Below are 23,214 nucleotides of genomic sequence, written 5' to 3' on the forward strand. Positions count from 1 at the left end.
GACGGGCTGACCACGGTTTGCTCTTCGCACCCCAAAACCTGATTTAATACCATCTCCCCTGATGACCATGTTCATGTTTTGATTTGACTGCCATCAAGCACATCCGGTTTTATCGGGTATAGCTTTGAGATATCAACCAAAACCGAAACATCTCCTAATACTTTAAAAGAATTTTTATGAAACGCTCATTTTCAAACAGGCTGCACGCTATAAAATATGTTACGCTTTCCTTTATTATATGTAGCCTAGGCCTGTTTAACACCGCTCATTCACAAACCACCTATCAAACATCCGGGCCTGCTAAGATCCAAATCCTTGGTACATCAAACATTCACGACTGGGAAATGAATACCGACAAAGGCAACAGTACCGCCGTATTCATTTCCGATGCACATGGCGCCCTTAGCGGGCTTTCTGCACTGACTTTTACATTACCTGTTGAAAGTTTGAAGAGCGAACACTCCGGTATGGATAAGAACGCTTACAAAGCCATGCACAGCGATAAATTTGCACAGCTTAGCTTTACAGTTCTGTCTGCTTCAATAAAACCTGCCGGTAGCACTTACCAGGTATACTCAAAAGGCAGGTTAACCATAAGTGGAGTTACAAAAGATGTTGATGTAACGGGCATCTGCATCGTAAATGCCGACAAAAGCATTACCCTTAATGGGTCTTACAAACTGAAAATGACATCCTATAACGTTACGCCCCCCAGCATTATGCTGGGCGCCATTAAAACCGGCGACGACATCACCGTAAAATTCAATCTCCTCTATAAAGCCAAATAACCTCAACAATTAATCAACTTAAAATTTACTATAATGAGATACACATCCTTGCTTTTGAAAGCTTTCACCATTGCAGCCTGCTGCTTACCCATGGCTTTAAAAGCACAATTCAGCGACAGTATTGCTTATATGCGATATAATGATCAACGTGGTATCAATGTATTTGAAACACCTAAGTCGACCAATATAGAATTCACCGGTACTAAGATCCGTTTTGGCGGTGGCTTCACCCAAACCTTTCAGGGGCTGAAACACGAGAACAGCTACGGAAAAACCACCACTCCTAAATTATATGGCATTACGCCCGGTTTTAATACGGCCAATGCCAACCTTACCATGGATGTGGCCTTAGCAGATGGTATTCGTTTAAACCTTACTTCTTATTTGTCATCGAGGCACCATAACGAAACCTGGGTAAAAGGCGGTTACATTCAGTTTGATAAATTGCCTCTAAAAGGAAAGATCTTCGATGACATTATGAAAGTTACCACCATTAAAGTGGGTCATATGGAGATCAACTATGGCGATCAGCACTTTCGCAGATCAGATGGCGGCCACACCTTCTACAACCCATTTGCCGAAAACTATATTATGGATGCGTTCTCAACTGAAATAGGCGGTGAAATATATGTTCAAAAAAACGGTTTCCTTGGTATGGCAGGTGTTAGCAATGGATTGATAAAGGGTAATATTGACTCAGTGATAGCAACGCCACAGGACGACAACGTACATAAAAGCCCATCGCTTTATTTCAAAGGCGCTTATGATAACAGGTTAACTGAAAACGTACGGGTGCGTGTTGCTGTTTCTTATTACCATAACGGCAGCGCTGGCAAAAACGGTAATACACTGTATGGTGGCGACCGCACCGGTTCTAACTACTTTATGGTGTTGGAACCTACAACAGGCACTTATTCAGCCAACGCCTTCAGTGGTCGTTTAAACCCCGGCTTCACCAAAAAAATTGATGCTGCACAGGTAAACGCCTTTGCTAAAATATATGGCTTTGAAGTATTCGGTACTTATGAACAGGCCCGGGGCAGATCGAATGCAGAATACTCCTCAAGAAAAATGAATCAGTTTGCCATTGACGGTGTTTACCGCTTCGGTTGTAAAGAGAACCTGTATGTAGCCGCACGCTACAATGTAGTTAAAGGAAATTTGGGTTTTGCTGAAGACGTAACAGTTGACCGTATAGTGGGAAGCGCTGGCTGGTTCATTACCCGCAATGTGTTATTGAAAGGTGAGTATGTTCAACAGAACTACCGCGATTTTCCTGTAGGCGATATTCGCAACGAAGGGAAATTCAACGGGTATGTAATAGCTGCTACAGTTGGATTTTAGCCTAAATAGAGATGTGCCCCAATGCATCGGGGCACATCTAATTTTAAAATCGGGGTTATGCTAATCATAATATTCTTCCATTTGCTTTTGGGAATAATGCCCTGGTGTGAAAATAATGGCGCAAAACCGTTGGTAAAACGCTGGGCAGTGGCCGGCAATAGTTCTTTAAATATCGAAGGCCGTTCGAACCTGAGCCCTTTCTGTTGCGAGGTTACCAAATACCTTGAAGCAGACACCTTACAGTATATTAAAAATGAAACAACCCGGCAGTTTGTATTCAACAACAGCCGCCTTAATGTTAATATAAATGACTTTGATTGTCACCAACGTATTATCACCAACGACTTCAGAAAAACCTTAAAGGCCGATCAAAACCGCTTTCTTAAAATACAGTTCATATGCCTGGATGCATTTGATGTGCACAACCCTCAAATAGTTAGAGGTAAAGTTGAGATACAGTTAGCCGGACAGATCAAATGCACTACAATAGATTTCAGGACCAGCACTACCAGTACCGGACTTATTCAAATGAACGGAACAAAAGCCTTGTTGTTCTCGGAGTTCAACTTAACCCCGCCTAAAAAATTCGCCGGCATTATTAAAATAAAAGAGGAGATCACCGTACACTTTCAATTGTTCTTTAAACCGGTGGAGTAGTTCAGTTAGTTCTTCAGGTGTTTTAACAATACCCTTAACAACTCATCGGGATTAAATGGTTTCACTACTATATCGGTAAGCCCGGCACTGTTTACATCTTTTTCTACTTCGGCAGGTAAGCTGGCAGTTAACGCAATCACTGGTAATGTTACACCACGGGCGCGCAGCCGGCGCGTTGCTTCAAACCCATCCATAACAGGCATGTTCAGGTCCATCAACACCAGACGGTATTTACCCGGTTGAATTTTCTCCAACGCTTCTTCCCCATTATTGGCAACATCAACAATAGCCCCGCTACGCTCGAGCAACGATTGCGCTACCATAATATTAAAAGGATTGTCTTCTACTACCAGTATGGGAACATTTTGCAATTGCATGTCAGGTTCCGCCACCAGATCATGCTGCGCTTCCTGCGTAACGGGTTCATTACTCAAAGCAAACTGCTGGGTATAAAAGAATACAGATCCTTTTCCCGGCTCGCTTCGTAAATTCAGTGCTACGCCTTGAAGTTCCAGTATTCGTTTGGTAATGGCAAGCCCCAGTCCGGTACCGCCATAACTGCGTGAGGTGCTGGAATCGGCCTGGGTAAAACGATCGAATATCAATTGCTGCTTTTCGGGTTCAATACCAATACCGGTATCGCTAACCTTAATAGTAAGCGTTACATTTTCATCGGTCATCTTTTCAACCTGTATCGACAAGTTAACAGCACCCTCTTCGGTAAACTTTATGGCATTATGCACCAGGTTATAAATAACCTGACTGGTACGTGTGGGATCACCAATTATTTTATGGGTAATGCGGCTATCGATGTCTGTAGTTAAAGCTATGTTCTTTTCCACTGCTTTACTGCTTAAACCGCCGGTAATATGTTGTGCTATCGATGAAATATCCATCGGTATCATTTCGAAGTTGATCTTGCCGGCTTCTATTTTGTTATAATCGAGGATATCGTTTACTATCGAAAGCAGGTTATTGGCAGAGAACAATAATACGTTCAGGTTCTTTTCCTGGTCTTTCCGCGGCGTGTTGCGTAGCAGCAGGTGCGCCATTCCGATGACCACATTCAACGGTGTGCGTATTTCGTGCGACATGGTTGAAAGGAATTCCGTCTTTGTTCTTAACCCCTGTTCTGCCTCATCGGCCGCTTTTTTAAGCGCAAATGCAAAGCGATGCGATAATACCAGCGACTGTAAAAAGAAGAAGGTCACATAGCCGAAGAAAACGATCCACTTATCAGTACTTACAATTTGAAAATAATGCAGGTTGATGATAAGGAAAACCATTAGCATTACTGCGCAACTCATTAACGCAAATGGGGCGCCCACCCTTTTATATTTCACGGCCCTGATGCAGGAATAAAATGCAAAACCAATGTACATGAACATCACTACCAAAAAGGGCATAATGCCTTTGGTAAATAACCACGGTGGCAATACGGCTATCATGAGCGAGTAAAACAAACAGATGTACACCACCGCATTTACAATAACCTTATTGACGTCTTTAGGATATACACTTTGAAAATACCGGCTAAACAGGGCAACGCCCAATGTTAGGCTTAAATATTCTATTCGTATAGTAAGAAACCAGCTAAGACCGGGGAAGATGGAATGCAGCACGTACAGGCTGGTGCCTATCATTCTATAGCTATATACAATGCAAAACAATGAGAAATATAATATGGCCTTATCGCGGCTACCAAAAGCATAAAAGCCGAAAAAGAACAAACCGCCCATAAACAAACAACCGGCCAGCAGCAGATCGTAGGCGCGGTCGCGTTGCAGGCCCAACCGCAACTCTTCACTTTTACCAACAAAAAGCTGTTTGTAAGAACCGCCCTTTGTATGCCAGAAGTTGGCTACCTGTAACAGCAGGTGAACGGTATCTGTATTACCTGGCAGGTTTACAGTATGTGTACACCAGAAGGGAACAGCCTTTTCTTCCGTTGTATCGGGCCGGCCATTCGACAATAATAAAGAGTCATTTATAAATAACCGGTACGAGCAATAGACATCGGGCATCAACAATGCCAGATGCGGCCGGTTCCTGGGAAGTAAAATAGTGAGTGAATAGGTAGCATAGCCTTCTGCGGGAAGCGCATGGCCATGTAATTTGATCTTGTTCCACAAAGAAGGGTAGGGTACATAATCAGGAGTTCGAACTATTGAATCGCCGGGCCATAAAAGCTGTCGCCAGTAAAATTGCCACTCTCCATCGAGGTTAACCGGTTTCCCATTTAAATCACTTGTACGCAGGTCGAGAACGCCTTTTTTTGCGGCAACATCCGTCAATGGTTCATCCTTTGCGAGGCAAGCAGGCAAATGGCCGCATATAAGCAGGGCAAAAAAGACGATCCATTTCAAATATTTCATAACAACCGGTCAGGGCATTTCTACTGGGGTTCGATAAACAAACGCAACATGATTGAAAAAATGATCAACAGGCGAACAAATTATCACATTCAAGGGGTTTGGAAAAAAATATTAAGTAAAATCACTTAAATCCATACCCGCATTAAGCTGGCCACATTAGGGTATTATTAGAATTACATTAGCGATCCGACTTTAAAACACATAAAAAAAGCCCTGACGATACCGTCAGGGCTTAAGAAATCTTATTAAACTTTTACTTATTTCTTAGGTTCAAGCAGTTTGAAGAACTGATCGAGCTGAGGCAGGATCACGATCCTTGTTCTGCGGTTGGCGGCACGGCCGGCAGGTGTATCGTTTGGTGCAACAGGTAAATATTCACCACGACCAGCAGCTGCTATATGAGCCGGATTTAAACCATATTGATTTTGTAATACACGAACTACGGAAGTAGCACGGTGTACGCTCAGATCCCAGTTGTCGAGCAATGGCGCACGGGCAAATTTCACATTATCGGTATGACCTTCTACCATAAACTCAATATCGGGTTGCGCAGCTAATACTTTGGCCACTTTACCCAATACTTCATTTGCTTTTGGAGTGATCACATAGCTACCGCTGTTGAACAACAGTTTGTCAGAGATATCGATGTATACTACACCTTTATCAACCTTGATATTGATGTCCTCATCGGCCATGTTGCCAATAGCGCCTTTCAGGTTCATCACCAGCGCCATGTTCAATGAATCTTTACGCGCCATTGAAGCCTGCAGGTCCTGGATGTACAGGTCTTTAGCACCAATATTCTCCAATGATTTCTTAATGCTTTCAGCTTGTGAAGAAGAAATAACCGACAGGTCTTGCAATTGCTTTAACGCCTGTGTATTGTTCTCTTTTAAGAACTCGTTTTGTTTTTTCAGGTTCTCTATTTCACCTTCCAGTTTTTCTTTATTACGCGCATATTCAGCTTTTGCATCTTCACAACCTTTCAAATCGCCCTGTAACTTCACATAGTTACCATTCAGCTCATTGTATTTTGCAACTTCGCCTTTATATTTTTTTGAGCTAACACATGAAAAAAGTAACAGAGAAGATAATCCTGTTAATAACACCTGCTTACATTTCATATAGTATGTTGTTTTAATTGTTTTGCCAAATACCGCACTGCCATTCCCTTTATATGGCCCTTTAGCAAGTATTGTGCCTGGCAGTGGCAAAGGTATAGATTGAAGCCATTATCAGTGATCGAAAATTATTTAAATCAGTAATTTAAGTTTGTTTTAATAAAATTTTTCAGCAATCCATCGCTATTGAAAAAAAAGCACTTTATTTTTTAATCGGGTGCAACCTTAAAGGAACATGTTCAGTCATGTACAAATGCCCTTAAGCAACCTAACGGCAATTATCATCCGTTATACGCGCTCTTACAATAACCCTTCTTTTTAATACATAGTAGTACGTGGCTAATTCAAGGTATATAATATAGAATGCAGCGGTAGAATAGTGATCAATATGTAATGACAAAATTACCGTACTGCCTGTTGGTTCTCCGCAATTACAAAGGCGATTTACTTAATAGCGCCTTAAATAAGCATTGGCAAAGGCAAAGAATGTAAGCGAATTTAATTCGTAATTCACACATTTTCACTGTTATGCTGGTTATACTGATCATAGTCATATTTTATGATGCAGGGTGTGACTAAAAATACCACTAAGTGGTATTGATTGTTATTTTTAATTATTGTCACTTTGTTAGCAACCACATGGGTTTCAGCCATTGCCTTTTCCAAGAAGTAGTTTTCTCGAAATTTCATGTGGGTAACCCTGCTACGTCGCGCTGGCAGGGTTTTTTCGTTGTTACCGGTTACCGGGATGCCAGTTACCGGTCGCTTCCGAAATGTCAAGATTCCCGATAATAATCAGCAGTCCCGAATGCCAGGCCCGGTGTCGGGAAACCGGGAACGGGAACTCCTACTAATATTATGTATTGCCCACCCACGCTCACTAATGCCCCAAAATAATTAGTGCGTAAATACTAAAATAGTTAGTGTTGATAAGATAATTTTCTCTACATTTGGCAATCGGTAAATTTGAAAGAATTAAAAACAACCCATTATGGCAACAGATAAAGTAGATAACGAAAAAGCAAAAGCGCTCAAGCTTACTATAGATAAAATTGAAAAAGATTTCGGTAAGGGCAGTGTGATGATGATGAATGAAAAATCACAAGACCCCATCGAAGTGATCTCCACCGGTTCAATCGGTTTGGATTCAGCCCTCGGCGTTGGCGGTTTACCTAAAGGTCGTATCGTTGAGATCTACGGACCTGAATCTTCTGGTAAAACAACCATCGCAATACATGTTATTGCTGAAGCTCAGAAAAAAGGTGGTATGTGCGCCATCATCGATGCGGAACACGCCTTTGATAGCCTGTACGCCCGCAAACTGGGGGTTGATGTAGATAGCCTGCTTATTTCTCAACCCGACTATGGTGAGCAAGCCCTTGAGATCGCCGACCGTCTTATTTTATCAGGCGCCCTGGATGTTGTAGTAATTGACTCTGTGGCCGCCCTGGTACCAAAAGGTGAGTTGGAAGGTGAAATGGGCGACAGCAAAATGGGTTTACAGGCCCGTCTTATGTCTCAGGCCCTGCGTAAACTCACTGCCACCATCAATAAAACAAATACCATCTGCATCTTCATTAACCAGCTGCGTGAAAAAATTGGTGTTATGTTCGGTAACCCCGAAACTACTACCGGTGGTAACGCCTTAAAATTCTACGCTTCGGTTCGTTTGGATATTCGCCGTCAGGCTCAAATTAAAGACGGTGATGAAGCCATTGGTAACCGCGTAAAAGTAAAAGTGGTAAAAAATAAAGTAGCTCCTCCTTTCCGCGCCGCAGAATTCGATATCGTGTTTGGCGAAGGCATTTCAAAAACCGGTGAAATTCTCGATATGGGCGTTGAACTTGGAATTGTAAATAAAAGCGGAAGCTGGTTCAGCTATGAGTCTAATAAACTTGGTCAGGGCCGCGATGCCGTTAAGCAATTATTGATAGATAATCCTGAACTCTCTAACGAAATTGAAGTGAAGATCAGGGCAAAAATAGTAGAAATGCAATCTGCCTAACACGCAATTCATTTCCTGGTTCCAGTTTAGAATTTAAATGGGTTAGTAAGTATAACGTTCCGGTTTCGCCCGGGACGTTTTTTATTATTACTTATTCAAAAGAAATATATCGAAATGATTAGTACGGCTTAATAGGTTGGGAAGCAGTAAACTGTTGTGTATTTACCGGGTGTATTTTATTAGCTACACAAGTATTACCGGTATAAAATAAAAAAGGGGTCTGAATAGAAATTCAACCCCGCTTTTAAAATCCAATATCCTATGAAAAACCGAGGTAAAAATAGTGGGGAATTCTGATATCTGCAATACCATTTTGTGGTAATAGTAGAAATACCAAGGTATTTGGTGGTTTAAATACCTGTTTACACGTAGAAATACATGCAATATTTATGTCTATAACCAGCAGACAACCAGCAAAATACACATTAAAAGACGGCAGGAAAGACTATAGCGGGGTTACGAATCAGGAAAGTTATTGACATTTTTAAATATGAGGTCAGGAAACCTGCTATCATCGGTTGAGCATGACCTTGGTCAATTAAATTCTTCAGTTCTTAATCAATTTTTCCTGGGTAATAAGACCCGTATTATGATTGTTTATGCGCAGAAAATAAATGCCCTTTTCAAGCGAAGTAACATTGAGGGTTTGAAGTCCCTGCAAATTGTTGATTGCGATGCGTTGTTTACCCACCGCATCAATCACCTGAATGTCGAGTTGCGATTCGGAACGGATAATTAATATATTATCAACGGGGTTAGGATAAAACCTGAACGATATATCGCCCATAATAGTAGCCTCAGCTGGTTTTGAATAAGCGGCCTGCTGATTTTCCTTTCCCGAAAACTTAACCCGGTACATGCTGCGACCTTTAGGGGGCGCGTCATCGATCCATTCATTCAGCGACTTTATATCCGACTTCTTTATAACAGCCACCACTTCAAAATTGCGACCGCCGGTGCTACGCTCTATAACGGCAAAAGCAAGCGATGTATCTTCCGGCTGTTTCCAACCCAGAATAACCCTTGCGTTCTCAAATATGCTTAAGGTAAGATCAGTAACGTAGCTTGTGGTATCAGTGGTATCAGCAATATCTGCAGGAGTTTGACTTACCACCGGTGGAACTACCGTAGCCTCTTCCTGCGCTGTACATACGTGTACAAGCAGGCATATTAAATATACCAGTACGCCTTTCTTCATGGAATTTAATGGGTCAAAATCAAGAACATCACTATTAACAATTACTGTGCCCGAATGTGGAAAACGTTTGGGCCCTAATAAAATTCGGCCCGGGCCGTTAAAGTTTTTTAAAAGTCATTTACCTTGTTCCCCTATATATTTCAATCAAGAACCCAAGTTTATGCTTAGAGTTAGAAAACTGAACGCCCGTAAACGCATTGCCATGGTAGCGCACGATAACAAGAAAAAAGACCTGATAGAATGGGCGGAGTTTAATAAGACCGTTCTCGCAAGACACGAATTATATGCTACCGGTACAACCGGTAAATTGCTCGAGAACGCACTTGACCGCCCGGTAAGAGGTTTGCTTAGCGGGCCATTGGGTGGCGATCAGCAAATTGGCGCCATGATAGCCAGCGGCGATATCGATATGCTTATATTCTTTTGGGACCCCATGGAAGCACAACCGCACGACAGCGATGTAAAAGCCCTGCTTCGTGTAGCCATTGCCTGGAACTGCATTGTTGCCAACGACCGGGCTACCGCCGATTTTATTCTCACCTCCCCGCTAATGATGGAAGAATACATGGTAAACATTCCCGACTATACCAGCTATTTGAACCGGAAAGTTTAACTTTTTGCTCACCCGCATCCTGAACAATTAAAAGCCAGAACCGTTTTATATAGGCCCCTTTCCAAAGCCATTCAACTTTGGAAAGGGTTAACACGGTAAATTTGTGTAGATCTAAACAACATGGCTTTTAAACTATTTGCTCCATACCAACCCGCCGGCGATCAGCCGGAGGCTATTCGTCAGCTCGTTACGGGACTGAACGATGGCGAAAAATATCAAACCTTACTGGGTGTTACTGGTTCTGGTAAAACATATACAGTAGCTAACGTAATTCAGCAGGTACAAAAACCTACTCTGGTGCTTACCCATAATAAAACACTGGTGGCCCAGTTGTACGGCGAGTTCAAACAGTTCTTTCCTGAAAATGCGGTAGGCTATTTTGTAAGTTATTACGATTATTACCAGCCCGAGGCCTATATGCCGGTTAGTGATACTTATATTGAAAAAGACCTGAGTATCAATGAGGAACTGGATAAACTGCGCCTTCAGGCTACCACAGAACTGCTAAGCGGCCGCCGTGATATTATTGTAGTGGCCTCGGTAAGCTGTATTTATGGTATTGGTAACCCCGCCGAATTTGAGAACGGGATCATTCGAATTCACCAGGGCCAGGTGATCAGCCGCCAGGGCTTTTTGCACGCCCTTGTAAACTCCTTGTACTCACGCAGCACCATTGATTTCAACCGGGGTAACTTCAGGGTGCAGGGCGATACCGTTGATATAAACCTGCCCTACGTTGATTTTGGTTATCGCATTACCTTTTTTGGTGACGAAATTGAGACCATTGAAACCCTCGACATAAAAACCGCCAAACGGATAGGCATGGTGGAAAACGCCGCCATCTTCCCGGCCAACCTGTACCTGGCGCCCAAAGACATTATACAACAAATCCTTGCCGAAATACAGGATGAAGCCGCCTCTCAGGTAGAGTACTTCAAAAGTGTAGGAAAATTCATTGAGGCACAGCGTCTTAACGAGCGTGTGAACTATGATGTGGAAATGATCCGCGAGCTGGGCTATTGTAATGGGGTAGAAAACTATTCCCGTTTCTTCGACCGCCGCCACCCAGGCACCCGCCCATTCTGTTTGCTCGACTATTTTCCAAAAGACTTTTTATGCGTAATTGATGAAAGCCACCAAACCGTTCCGCAGGTAAGCGGTATGTACGGCGGCGATAGAAGCCGTAAACTGGTGCTGGTCGACTATGGCTTCCGGCTACCTTCAGCGCTCGACAACCGGCCCCTGAACTTTCATGAGTTTGAATCGATGCTCGACCAGACCATATTTGTTTCGGCTACCCCCGGCGATTACGAGCTGGAAAAAACGGATGGTATAGTGGTGGAACAGGTGGTTCGACCCACCGGTTTGTTAGACCCGCCGATTGAAATTCGCCCCAGCGTTAACCAGATTGACGACCTGTTAGATGAAATTGATAAACGCGTTAAAAAGGGCGACCGGGTACTGGTAACCACACTTACCAAACGGATGGCGGAAGAAATGGATAAATACCTGCACCGCATTAATATAAAGTCAAAATATATTCACAGTGAGGTAGATACGCTGGAACGGGTAGAGATCCTGCGCCAACTACGGCTGGGCGAAATTGATGTACTGGTAGGGGTGAACCTGTTGCGTGAGGGACTCGATTTGCCGGAAGTTTCGCTGGTGGCCATTCTGGATGCCGATAAAGAAGGTTTTTTGCGTAACGAAAAATCGCTTACCCAAACTGCCGGCCGTGCGGCCCGTAACGTTGATGGACTGGTGATCTTTTATGCCGATAAGATGACGGAAAGCATGCAACGCACGATTGACGAAACCAACCGCCGCCGCGAAAAACAAATTGCCCACAATACCTTACATGGCATTGTGCCGAGGACGGTAAAGAAATCGCGCGATCAGGTATTTGCACAAACCTCGGTGCTGGATATCAAGGGCTACGACCCCAACAACCCGCATGCATTGGCGCCCAACGACGAACTGGTTCAAAACATTGCGGCAGAAGAGCAGGTGGTTTATCAAACCATTCCACAGATGGAAAAGGCCATTGCCAAAACCAAAAAGGAAATGGAGAAAGCGGCCCGCGACCTCGACTTTATGGAAGCCGCCCGCCTTCGCGACGAAATGTTTTCTTTGCAGAAACAGTTGCAGGAACTAAAGAGTTAACGGGTTAACAAGTTGACGAGTTAACAAGGATTCAGCTAACGGTGTTACAGATTAAAAAGAAAGTTTACAATACATAAGAGGCTCTTTACAGGGCCTCTTTTTTGTGGGATCACGGCTATTGGCGCTGCCGCGCCTTGCGAGCTGAACAGTCAAGTGATCGAGCGAAGCGAGATCACCTCCAGTCAAGTTACAAGCTGAATAACTGAACAACTCTTGTATTTCCTTTATCAACCTTTCAACTCCATCAACTTATCAACTCCCTCGTCAACTTGTTAACCCGTCAACTTGTCAACTTTAAAAAATAATGTGTATAAATAAAATATTCCCCGCAACATCTCGTTCTTAATACGTTCGAAATCAACCCCTAAACCCATATCATTTCAGTGTATGAGAGCCCGTCGTATGCGTCGTCGCTTATTTAACCTATTTGCATTTGCCTGCCTGGCATATGCTATTTACCTGACCGAATTTTCAAAAGATGATTCAAATGAGCAGGTTGGCCGGGCCGCGCAAACTACAGCCAGCGCCAACAAGGTTAAATAAAGCAACGCACCTTAATTCAAGCACGAAGTTCCTTTTCATATATTCTTCTTAAGCTGTTTTTACACAGTGCGAAGCCTCCAATATTAGGTTAATTAGCCATCGGGTTTATGACCGGTGGTGACTATGTGTAACAATCGGGCCGATGGGCTAATTAACCGCTTTTTAAAAGCTTCATAGTTATTACCTTCGGGGCATTGTGAATAATAATTGGAGGACACCATATGGAGAATCAATCAACCGATAAGAAAGTTTTTTTACTCGATGCCCTGGCACTTATTTTCCGTGCCTATTATGCGCTTATCCGCAATCCACGCATTACTTCAAAAGGCAAGAACACCAATGCCCAGTTTGGTTTTATAAATACCCTGCTCGACCTTATCAACAACCAAAAGCCAACCCATATGGCAGTTTGTTTTGATACGCAGGCGCCCACCGAACGGCATACCGAATTCACCGATTATAAAGCCAACCGGCAGGAAGCTCCGGAAGACCTGATGGCAGCCATTCCTGATATTAAAAAGATCATCCGTGGCTTTAATATTCCCGTACTGGAGGTTGATGGCTTTGAAGCCGATGACGTTATTGGCACCCTTAGCAAAAAAGGTTCCGCAGCCGGCTTCCAGGTATTTATGGTTACGCCCGATAAAGACTACGGACAACTGGTTGATGGCAACGTTAAAATTTACAAACCCGGCTACCAGGGTGGCGATGCCGAGATCCTGGGCGCTAAAGAGGTTTGTGAAAAATGGAATATCAAAGAAGTTCACCAGGTAGTTGACATTTTAGGGCTCATGGGCGATGCTGTTGATAACATACCAGGTATTGCCGGCGTAGGTGAAAAAACAGCCGCTAAATTGTTGAATGAATATGGCACCCTGGAGAATGTGCTTGAAAACGCCGATAAAATAAAAGGCGCGCTGGGCGAAAAAGTGCGTAATGGTAAGAACGCCGCCATACTTTCAAAAAAACTGGCCACCATCATTACAGATGTTCCCATTGAGTTTCATGAAGAGGATTTCCGCCTTAAAGAGTGGAATCGCGATCTGTTGAAAGAAGTGTTTATTGACCTGGAATTTAAAACAGTAGCCAAACGCATACTCGGTGAAGAGATATCCATAGTACCAGGCACAACAGCAACGCCACAGGGAGTGCAAACCGATTTGTTTGGAAATGCAGTAGAATCGGCTAAAGCGACCAAAACGCAAAAAGCGGAAGCAGCCGGCGATGAAGACCGTGCCGTAGATGGCGATATAATGCCTGCCGGTAAAAATATTCATAATACAGCCCATCAATACCGTACCATTCAGGAAGAAGATGCTCTTAAGACCCTTGTAAAAGAATTACTCGAAGAAAAAGAGATCTGTTTCGATACCGAAACTACGGGTATTGACGCGAATGATGTAGAGCTGGTGGGAATGAGCTTCTCCTGTAAACCCGGTGAAGCATATTACGTTCCCTGCCCCGCCGATCAGGAAGCAACGAAAAACATTCTTAAGCATTTTGAACCGGTATTCAATAAAGAAGATGTTCTTTGGATTGGCCAGAACCTGAAATACGACATGCTTGTAATGAAATGGTATGGTTATGAGCTAAAAGGCCAAACTTTCGATACCATGCTTGCGCACTATGTAATTGAACCCGATGGCAAACGTAGTATGGATATGCTCAGTGCTCAATTTTTAGGGTATGAGCCTGTGCATATTGAAGAACTGATAGGCAAAAAAGGAAAGAACCAGCTGAATATGCGGGATGTTGCCATTGAAAAAATAAGCGACTACGCAGCAGAAGATGCCGATATAACCCTGCAGTTGAAACAGGTATTAACACCTTTATTAAAAAGCCGGGAAGTAGAAAAAGTGTTCCAGGAAGTAGAAAACCCGTTGGCCAAAGTGTTGATGGAAATGGAATATGAAGGCGTAAAAGTAGATGTTGATTTCCTGCGTGAATATTCAAAAGAACTGGAACGCGAAGCAGCAGTGGCCGAAGACAAAGTGTACGAACAGGCCGGTGTTAAGTTCAACCTCGCTTCTCCCCGCCAGTTAGGCGAAGTATTATTTGAAAGACTAAAACTCGATCCCAAAGCTAAAAAAACAAAAACCGGCCAATATGCAACCGGGGAAGATGTGTTGTTGAAACTGGCACATCAGAACAAGATAGTAGAAGATATATTGACGTTCAGAGAGCTTACCAAACTTAAATCAACCTACGTTGATTCATTACCCGAACTGATCAATCGCAAAACCGGCCGGGTACATACTTCCTATGCCCAATCGGTAGCGGTAACCGGCAGGTTGTCGAGCAACAATCCCAACCTGCAAAACATTCCTATTCGAACAGAAAGAGGCCGTGAGATCAGAAAGGCATTTGTTCCCCGCGATAGCAACCGTGTGTTGATCTCAGCCGACTATTCACAAATTGAATTACGTATTGTAGCCGCCATCAGTGGCGACCCGGCTATGTGCGAAGCATTCAAAAAAGGAATTGACATTCATACCGCCACCGCAGCCAAGGTATATGGGGTAGAAGAGTCGGCAGTAACAAAAGAACAACGATATAAAGCCAAGAGCGTAAACTTTGGTATCATATATGGGCAGGGCGCCTTTGGACTGGCCGATAACCTGGGCATAAGCCGTACCGAAGCAAAAGAGATCATCGATAATTATAAAAAGCAATTCAGCGGTATTCAGAAGTATATGGACGATACCATCAATTCTGCACGCGAAAATGGTTTTGTTCAAACCATTATGGGCCGTAAACGCTGGTTGCGCGATATAAACTCATCAAACTTTACAGTGCGTGGTTTTGCAGAACGCAACGCCATTAACTCACCCATTCAGGGCACCGCGGCAGATATGATAAAACTGGCAATGGTGAAAGTATATCATGAGTTCCGCAAACATAAGTTTGAATCAAAGATGATCTTGCAGGTGCATGATGAGTTGGTGTTTGACGCGGTGAAAGAAGAAATAGATATTATAAAACCCATCATCCTCGAGTGTATGCGTTCGGCACTGCCATTACCCAATGAAGTACCGGTTGAAGCAGAGGTTGGATCGGGCGTTAACTGGCTCGAAGCACACTAAATTTTCTTACATGCGCCCCGATGCATCGGGGCGCATTTTCATAATACGATTGCCCCATGCAGCTACCCATCTTATCTTATGGCCATGAGATCTTAAGAAAACAATGCGATGAGATCGATGCCACCTATCCCAACCTCAATACCCTTATCGACAATATGTGGGAAACCATGTACGGCGCCCACGGTTGCGGACTTGCCGCCCCACAGGTAAATATGCCCATTCGGCTGTTTGTTGTCGACAGCAAATCAACCTACGACAAAATGGAAGATGATCTTCGTGAAGATTATTTTGTTCCTGAAGACACCGGCATTGTAGAAACCTTTATAAACGCATCCGTTATCGACGAATCGGATGAAGCCTGGATCGATGAAGAAGGCTGCCTTAGCATTCCTGCAATCGCAGAACGCGTAAAACGCCCGTGGAGCATTACCATTGAATACTTCAACCGGCAGTTTGAAAAACAAATCAAAACCTTCTACGGTACAACCGCACGAATGATACAACACGAATACGATCATACCGAAGGTGTTTTGTATCTCGATTACCTGAAGCCGCTCACCCGTAAATTACTACAGGCAAAGCTGGATAAAATTTCAAAAGGGCAGATACAGGCAAAATACCCCATGAAGTTTGCGAAGTAATATTACTATTGGCCAAGCATGGATTGTACTTTTTGCCAAATGTCCTGTGCTATAAGCCCGGGTGTACGATTGCCATCAACACTAAAAACATACTCAACATCTTTCAGCTTTTCAAACGCCTCCATATATTTCGAACGCACAAGCTTTAAGCCATCGAGCGTTTCAAATAACTCAACGTTTTCTCTGTTGGTATGCACCCGGTGCATGCTCACTTCGGGCGAAACATCGATAAAGATATTTACATCAGGACGAAGTATTTGGGCGCTCATGGCATTGGCCTGAATTACCCAGTCAATATCCATATGGGCGCCCTGGTATGCGTAAGATGAAAAAAGATACCGGTCCATGATCACGGTATACCCTTCTTCAAGTTTTTTCACAATGCCATATTCTTCATTCAATAAATGATCTAACCTGTCGGCAACAAACAGCCCGGCAATAACACGATGATCTGCTTTGGTATTTCCTCTTAAAATATCTCTTATCAGCTTGCCAATCTGATTATTAGTAGGTTCAAAAGTGCTATATACTTTATGTCCCTGGGCAGTTAACTGTTCTGTCAACAGTTTCGTTTGGGTGCTTTTACCGCTACCATCAATTCCTTCCAGGGCAATAAATAAATTTTTACGCGTTTTCATATGTCGCTCAAAAATACACGTAAAACACTAAATGACAGTCTTTGAAGCGCACCGCTATTAAAAAGACATTAATTTGTCAATAGTAAACCTATCCTTTAACAATTGCTTTGTCTAATGTTTTGCCAATACTGGCATATTTCGAAACCTCTGCTTTAAACTGCCGTCTAATGGTAGTAAATTAATGTAAGATTTCTGCGCAATGGATTATTCAAAAAAAATAAACACCCGTATATGAAGATCTTTACACTGTTGGCCGTAGTGTTGGGAAGCATGATCACGCACTTGGTTATGGCCCAGGACAGTTGGCCCAAAACGGCAACTACTTCCGATGGGACCATCATTAAACTCTACCAATGGCAGCCCGAATCGTTTGCTGATAACACGTTAAAAGCCCATGCTGCTATTTCTATAACGGAAAGCGGTAAGTCGGAGCCCGTTTTTGGTGTAGCCTGGTTAAAAGCCACTACAGAAAGCCAGGGCGACCAGGTACAGGTTAAATCAATCTACATCACCAACATTAAACTGCCTGGTGAAGATGATGATGCCAAACTGGAAAAATTTGCCAATACACTTGAAGACAGGGTCCCTTCCTGGAACATAGCGTTTGCCAATAAGGAACTGCAATCTTCTCTGGACCTGAACAAACAACAAAACAGCCTGGCCACCCAGATCAGCAACACACCCCCAAAAGTTATTTACTCCAACGTTCCATCCATTCTGGTTTCAATTGATGGCACCCCTAAACTTCAAACCAATAAAGACTGGGGTGTAGAGGCTGTAGTAAATACGCCCTTCGTTTTAGTAAAGAACCGCGACGATAAATTCTATTTGTACGGTGGCAAACACTGGTATACTGCTCCTGCAGCTACCGGCCCTTACAAACTGATCACCGACATTCCGAACAACCTCGATAAAATTGAAGCATCGATCAAAGAGGCCGACGCAAAAAATAATCCTGAAGAGAAGAAAGAATCTGATGCCAACACCATTTACAATATACTAGTTACTACTGAGCCTGCAGAATTGATACAATCGAAAGGAGAAGCCAATTTCTCTGCAGTAGATGGCACCGGTTTGTTGTACGTATCAAACTCTGAGAACGATATTTTCATGGACATTAACTCGCAACAATATTATGTGTTGTTGTCGGGTCGCTGGTATAAATCAAAAACCCTCAGTGGCAAATGGGACTATGTAGCAGCCGACCAACTACCCGCCGATTTTGCCAAAATACCCAAAGGATCGCCTAAAGACAATGTACTGGCCAGCGTAGCAGGAACCGAAGAAGCGAACGATGCCGTTGCAGAAGCACAGGTTCCGCAAACAGCAAAAGTTGAACGCAGTAAAGTACGTGAAGAAGTTACATATGATGGCGACCCGGAATTTGAAGCTATTGATGGAACCGATATGTATTATGCTACCAACACGCCCGGATCTGTGATCCGCTGGCAGGGCAGGTATTATAGTGTTGACAATGGTGTTTGGTACGAATCGTATAATGCAGTAGGCCCCTGGGCCGTTTGCGTAAGACGCCCATATGCAGTAGCCCTGATCCCTCCACGCTATCCGGTGTATTACATGAAGTATGTTGATATCTACGATGTAACACCCGATTATGTTTACATGGGTTATACCCCTGGTTATTTGAACGCCTATGTATATGGCCCTACTGTTGTATATGGAACCGGTTATTACTATCGCCCCTGGCATGGCCGTTACTATTATGCGCGGCCTTATACCTGGGGGTTTGCTACCCGCTATAATCCCTGGTTTGGTTGGGGCTTTGGGGTAGGTTTTGGCTGGGACTGGTTTAATGTAAGCATCAACATAGGAAATCCTTACCCATGGGGTTATTATGGTTGTGGCGGCTGGTGGGGTGGCCCACGCGTGTATCGCCCTTGCTACTATGGCCCGTCTTATTACTACCGTGGCGGCTACTATGGTTATAACAGTTACAGATCATATCGCCAGTATAGCAATGTAACCGTTATAAATAACTACTATGGCAATACTAACATATACAGAGGAAGAAGTGGTGTGGTAACCCGCGATTATGATCGCAATGGTTATGACCGTGGCCCCCGTTACAATGGCGGACGTTATGGTGGTTATAATGGTGGCCGTATGGGCTATGCAAATAATGGCAACAACGGTGGACGGTTTTCACCTGGCGGAAATGGAGGCAGTCGCCCCGATAGAGGTGGACGCAGTGATGTAGGCAGCGGCAGAGGTTTTGGAACCGGCAATGGAACTTATAATCCCGGCGGACGTACTGGTCGCCCGGTTACAGGTGGCAGTAATGGTGGTTATACCAGAGGATGGAATTCTTCAGATAACAATGGCGGACGAATATCTCCACGCTCCGGTAATTTAAACCCAACCAACGGTAATAACGGCTTTAGCGGCCCACGCGAGTGGCGCAATGGAAATGGAAGTGGAAACGCAGGTCCAGGCCGTTTAGGTAGTATCGGCAATGCCGATCCCCAGGGCGGCCCCGGAAGAGTTATAGACCGCCCAGGCGGTGGAAGTACCCGCACTATTGACAGACCTTACAATGGCGGCAGTAACAATAACGGTGGTTTTTCTGGCAGACCATCATCACCTGTTCGCACACCAATATCTTCTGGCGGCGGTGGTTTTAACCCCGGCCCAAGATCTTCAGGTGGTGGATTCGGTTCAGGTGGCGGATCAAGACCTTCGGGTGGTGGATTCAGCTCGGGCGGCGGTTCAAGACCTTCGAACGGCGGATTCGGTTCAGGTGGCGGCTCAAGACCTTCGGTAGGAGGTGGCGGAAATAACGGAGGAAACAATGGCGGCGGAAATAGTGGTGGTGGTTTTGGTGGTGGTGGTCTTGGAGGAGGAAGCCGGCCAAGAAGGGGATAATGCTTTTTTCATAATAATCAAATTGAAAGTCCCCCCGATTAATTTCGGGGGGACTTTTTTTGTTATACTAAATTGCATTAGCCTTTAAATGGGTATAATTGTATTGCCGACAGCTTAAAGTTTAAACATACCACAATGCGATTCGAAGAACTTCTTCCCGGGCATAATATAGATCTTGAACGACTTACAAATGATCATATATCCGAATTGGAATCAGTAGCATTGGATGAACGCATTTGGCAGAACCTGCCTTATAACATAAAAGACAAACATTCCTATGATATATTCATCAAAGACCGGCTGCAGCAAAATCTGAGCGGTCAAACGGTTACATATGTTGTTCGTAATAAAAGCAACAAACAGGTGTGTGGCTGTACAGGGTTTATTAACATTGATCCCGTAAATCATCAATTGGAGATTGGGCCTACGTGGTTGTCACCAATTGTTTGGGGAACAAAGATTAACATAGAAAGCAAATATTTACTATTGACCTTTTGCTTTGAAAAGGCCAACATTATGCGTGTTGAATTCAGAACAAGAGAAACCAACGTTCGATCGCAAAAGGCCATTGAAAAGATAGGTGGCATTAAAGAAGGATTACTAAGATGCCATCGCAAAAACGACGATGGTACATTTCGCAACACCATCGTATATAGCATCATTAAACCGGAGTGGCCAACTACAAAAGAGCTACTTGAAGCATTGATTAGTAAATGATTGCTAAAGCTTTTTTTAGTTAAACATTTCTCTTTTACAGAAATATTATTGATCTTTCGGCGTTCTATTTACAGAAGTCGTTTCTGTGAACCATACCCTTAATCTTATACTATGAAACGCATTGTAGCTTCTTTAATCGTTTGCTTTTTATTCATCACCTTATACGCTCAATACGATACGGCGCAGTTTACGGGTGTGTGGGTACTCCAGTCTGTTAAATTCAAACATCCCGTTGATCTCAATAAAGATGGCTACCGCTCTTCCGACGCTTTCTGGGAATTTGATGATTGCAGAAAAGACCAGCAACTTGAATTGTTTCCCGATTTCAATGCAAAAACTTATTACGGATCTAACAAAACAGGATGTACCAATGAAGTAAAACTTTATAAATGGAACATCAGGGAAGAACTGGTAAAAGAAGTTAAATATGAATTAGGTAAAAGAGTAGTTGATGAAAGACGGCCCACCGTACTAAAGCTGAACGACGCTACCGGCAGTGATGCAAAAGTATTTGTTGTAATAGGAGTTGATGAAAATATACTAACACTTAAAGGATTGGTTAAAAGCAGCGCCAATACTACCGAGGAAGCGATACTCATTTACAGGAAACGAAAGAAATAACCCTCATATAACGATCTATAGTAAACGGCTATCTGTGAAATTATCAGGTAGCCGTTTTTATTTTGTTATTGAAAGGATCGCCGTAAATTCACAGTCAATATGGAACCTGTGATATTTTATTGTTATGATGCTTATTGCAACTGGTGTTATGGGTTTAGCCCCGTTATGACACAAATAGCCGGCGAATATGGCAATAGGTTACAATTTGAAGTGCTTTCGGGTGGAATGATCCTACCCGAAACACCCAAACCTATAAGTGTGATGGCCGACTATTTTCGGCAAAACTGCCAAACGGTAGCAGAATTTACCGGCGCAAAATTTGGAGAAGACTTTCTATGGCATATAAAGAACCCCGATTTGAGCGATTGGTTTCCCAATTCAGAAAAGCCAGCCATTGCCTTATGTGTGTTCAAGGAATATCATCCCGATAAACAGATAGCATTTGCGTATGACCTACAATACGCGCTTCAATATGAAGGCCGCGATCTGTGTGATAATGAGGCCTACAGGCATTTGCTTGAAAAATATGCAATCCCTGTTGAACCATTCTATAATGCATTAAAAGACCCTGCATATAAAGAAAAAGCCTACGAAGAATTTTCAATATGTAAACAATTAAAAGTATCTGGCTTTCCCGCCGTATTGATGCAGGTTAGTGAATCGAAATTTGTTTTGCTTGCATCGGGCTATACTGAATATGACGTTTTAAAACAACGGATCGACGCTGCTTTGGAAGAGAACAAACAAGTCATTTAAAAACAGTACCATGATCGTTACAATCACAATGAATCCCGCTGTAGACAAAAGCACGTCTATAAATAAACTGGTGCCCGAAAAGAAAATGCGTTGCAGTGAGCTTATTACTGAAGCTGGTGGCGGCGGAATAAACGTAAGCAAAGCCATTAAAGAACTGGGTGGCGAATCATTAGCCGTTTTCCCTTCAGGTGGCATGAATGGCAAACTGATCGAAAATTATCTTTCTCAAAGGCAGATCAATTACAAAAGCATTCCTGTTGCACATGAAACCCGCGAAAATATTGTGGTTCGTGAAACAGATACCAATCAGCAATTCAGGTTTGTAATGCCGGGCGCTTCATTGAGCGACAAAGAAGCACATGCCTGTTTTGAGCTGTTGCAACAACTGGAACCACGCCCAACCTGTATTGTTGCCAGTGGCAGTCTGCCGCCCGGTTTACCCGAAGACTTTTTTGGTGAGCTGGCCAAAGTAGTTAAGAAGTTAAATGCCCGCTATATTATTGATACCTCAGGCAAACCATTGCAATTGGCGGCAAAAGAGGGCGTCTATCTTTTAAAACCCAATCTAAGCGAACTATGTGCTTTAGTAGGCAAAGAACACCTTGAGGTTAATGAGGTTGATGATGCCGCTATGGAAGTTATTAAGCAGGGAAGTTGTGAAGTAATGGTAGTTTCAATGGGGCCAACCGGCGCTTTGCTGGTTACCCGCGACGGATGTGAACATATACCAACGCCCACGGTGAAAAAGCAAAGCACTGTTGGCGCCGGCGATAGCATGGTAGCCGGTATGGTGTGGATGCTGAGCCAGGGAAAAACAATTTCCGAAACGGTACGCTTTGGTGTAGCCTGCGGTACCGCTGCCACAATGAACCCCGGCACCCAATTGTTTAAGAAGGAGGATGTACATCGGTTGTACGACTGGATAAACAAGTATGCTGATAAGTATAAGATGAAGCTTGATTGAGAGTTAACATGTTGACTGGTTGACGAGTTAACTAGTTTATAGGGTGCCTCTGCAATAGTAGGGGCCTTTTTCATTTTAAGACTCCCATTTACACAACCGGTTTC

Annotated in this window: 18 protein-coding genes; 14 read left to right on the top strand and 4 right to left on the bottom strand. The window is 43.5% G+C overall.

Annotation, left to right across the window (positions count from 1 at the left end; all coding sequences use genetic code 11):
- Positions 1-176: 176 nt before the first annotated feature.
- Genes GGD38_RS16955 through GGD38_RS16965 form a run of 3 tightly spaced genes read left to right on the top strand, consistent with a single transcriptional unit; the run spans position 177 to position 2,789 of the window.
- Complete coding sequence (locus GGD38_RS16955; protein ID WP_375297437.1) at positions 177-788, top strand: YceI family protein; 612 nt, start codon at positions 177-179, stop codon at positions 786-788.
- A 33-nt stretch (positions 789-821) separates the two neighbouring features.
- A complete protein-coding gene (locus GGD38_RS16960; RefSeq protein ID WP_375297438.1) occupies positions 822-2,132 on the top strand; it encodes a hypothetical protein in 1,311 nt (436 codons plus the stop codon).
- A 57-nt stretch (positions 2,133-2,189) separates the two neighbouring features.
- A complete protein-coding gene (locus GGD38_RS16965) occupies positions 2,190-2,789 on the top strand; it encodes a hypothetical protein (RefSeq protein ID WP_375297439.1) in 600 nt (199 codons plus the stop codon).
- 5 nt (positions 2,790-2,794) lie between these two features.
- Here GGD38_RS16965 and GGD38_RS16970 read toward each other — a convergent pair whose 3' ends face one another.
- Positions 2,795-5,164 (bottom strand): response regulator, encoded by a 2,370-nt coding sequence (locus GGD38_RS16970; protein ID WP_375297440.1) that lies wholly within the window; start codon positions 5,162-5,164, stop codon positions 2,795-2,797.
- A gap of 257 nt (positions 5,165-5,421) precedes the next feature.
- Entirely contained in the window at positions 5,422-6,288 is an 867-nt protein-coding gene (locus tag GGD38_RS16975) for a flagellar motor protein MotB (protein ID WP_375297441.1), read from the bottom strand.
- Between the two features lie 988 nt (positions 6,289-7,276).
- On the opposite strand from GGD38_RS16975, the gene recA reads away from it, so the two are divergent.
- Entirely contained in the window at positions 7,277-8,290 is a 1,014-nt protein-coding gene (gene recA, locus GGD38_RS16980) for a recombinase RecA (protein ID WP_375297442.1), read from the top strand.
- Positions 8,291-8,837: 547 nt separating this feature from the next.
- On the opposite strand, the gene GGD38_RS16985 is transcribed toward recA, so the two are convergent.
- Positions 8,838-9,488 carry a T9SS type A sorting domain-containing protein gene (locus GGD38_RS16985; RefSeq protein ID WP_375297443.1) on the bottom strand — a complete coding sequence of 217 codons (651 nt, stop codon included), beginning with the start codon at positions 9,486-9,488 and terminating at the stop codon, positions 8,838-8,840.
- Between the two features lie 160 nt (positions 9,489-9,648).
- Between GGD38_RS16985 and GGD38_RS16990 the strand changes: the two genes are divergently transcribed.
- The 5 genes from GGD38_RS16990 (at position 9,649) to def (ending at position 16,531) form a co-directional block, all read left to right on the top strand.
- A complete protein-coding gene (locus GGD38_RS16990; RefSeq protein WP_375297444.1) occupies positions 9,649-10,101 on the top strand; it encodes a methylglyoxal synthase in 453 nt (150 codons plus the stop codon).
- A 120-nt stretch (positions 10,102-10,221) separates the two neighbouring features.
- Positions 10,222-12,264 (top strand): excinuclease ABC subunit UvrB, encoded by a 2,043-nt coding sequence (uvrB, locus tag GGD38_RS16995; RefSeq protein WP_375297445.1) that lies wholly within the window; start codon positions 10,222-10,224, stop codon positions 12,262-12,264.
- 387 nt (positions 12,265-12,651) lie between these two features.
- Positions 12,652-12,807 carry a hypothetical protein gene (locus GGD38_RS17000; protein WP_375297446.1) on the top strand — a complete coding sequence of 52 codons (156 nt, stop codon included), beginning with the start codon at positions 12,652-12,654 and terminating at the stop codon, positions 12,805-12,807.
- 221 nt (positions 12,808-13,028) lie between these two features.
- Positions 13,029-15,890 carry a DNA polymerase I gene (gene polA, locus GGD38_RS17005; protein WP_375297447.1) on the top strand — a complete coding sequence of 954 codons (2,862 nt, stop codon included), beginning with the start codon at positions 13,029-13,031 and terminating at the stop codon, positions 15,888-15,890.
- A 56-nt stretch (positions 15,891-15,946) separates the two neighbouring features.
- A complete protein-coding gene (gene def / locus GGD38_RS17010; protein ID WP_375297448.1) occupies positions 15,947-16,531 on the top strand; it encodes a peptide deformylase in 585 nt (194 codons plus the stop codon).
- Between the two features lie 5 nt (positions 16,532-16,536).
- Here the strand turns inward: def and tmk are convergent, their stop codons facing one another.
- A complete protein-coding gene (gene tmk, locus GGD38_RS17015; RefSeq protein WP_375297449.1) occupies positions 16,537-17,169 on the bottom strand; it encodes a dTMP kinase in 633 nt (210 codons plus the stop codon).
- 231 nt (positions 17,170-17,400) lie between these two features.
- On the opposite strand from tmk, the gene GGD38_RS17020 reads away from it, so the two are divergent.
- From GGD38_RS17020 to GGD38_RS17040, 5 genes are all read left to right on the top strand, one after another.
- On the top strand, positions 17,401-20,052 hold the full coding sequence (locus GGD38_RS17020; RefSeq protein ID WP_375297450.1) for a hypothetical protein: 2,652 nt from the start codon (positions 17,401-17,403) through the stop codon (positions 20,050-20,052).
- Between the two features lie 135 nt (positions 20,053-20,187).
- Positions 20,188-20,769, top strand: a complete 582-nt coding sequence (locus GGD38_RS17025; protein ID WP_375297451.1) for a GNAT family N-acetyltransferase — start codon at positions 20,188-20,190, stop codon at positions 20,767-20,769.
- 111 nt (positions 20,770-20,880) lie between these two features.
- The gene (locus tag GGD38_RS17030; RefSeq protein ID WP_375297452.1) at positions 20,881-21,390 is read left to right on the top strand and encodes a hypothetical protein; all 510 of its coding nucleotides are present in this window, start codon (positions 20,881-20,883) and stop codon (positions 21,388-21,390) included.
- Positions 21,391-21,489: 99 nt separating this feature from the next.
- Positions 21,490-22,146 carry a DsbA family protein gene (locus tag GGD38_RS17035; protein WP_375297453.1) on the top strand — a complete coding sequence of 219 codons (657 nt, stop codon included), beginning with the start codon at positions 21,490-21,492 and terminating at the stop codon, positions 22,144-22,146.
- Between the two features lie 10 nt (positions 22,147-22,156).
- Positions 22,157-23,110, top strand: coding sequence for a 1-phosphofructokinase family hexose kinase (locus GGD38_RS17040; RefSeq protein WP_375297454.1), 954 nt, complete (start codon positions 22,157-22,159; stop codon positions 23,108-23,110).
- Positions 23,111-23,214 lie beyond the last annotated feature (104 nt).

The sequence above is a fragment of the Niastella sp. OAS944 genome, assembly GCA_024809215.1.
In the GTDB taxonomy this organism is placed as follows: Bacteria; Bacteroidota; Bacteroidia; order Chitinophagales; family Chitinophagaceae; genus Niastella.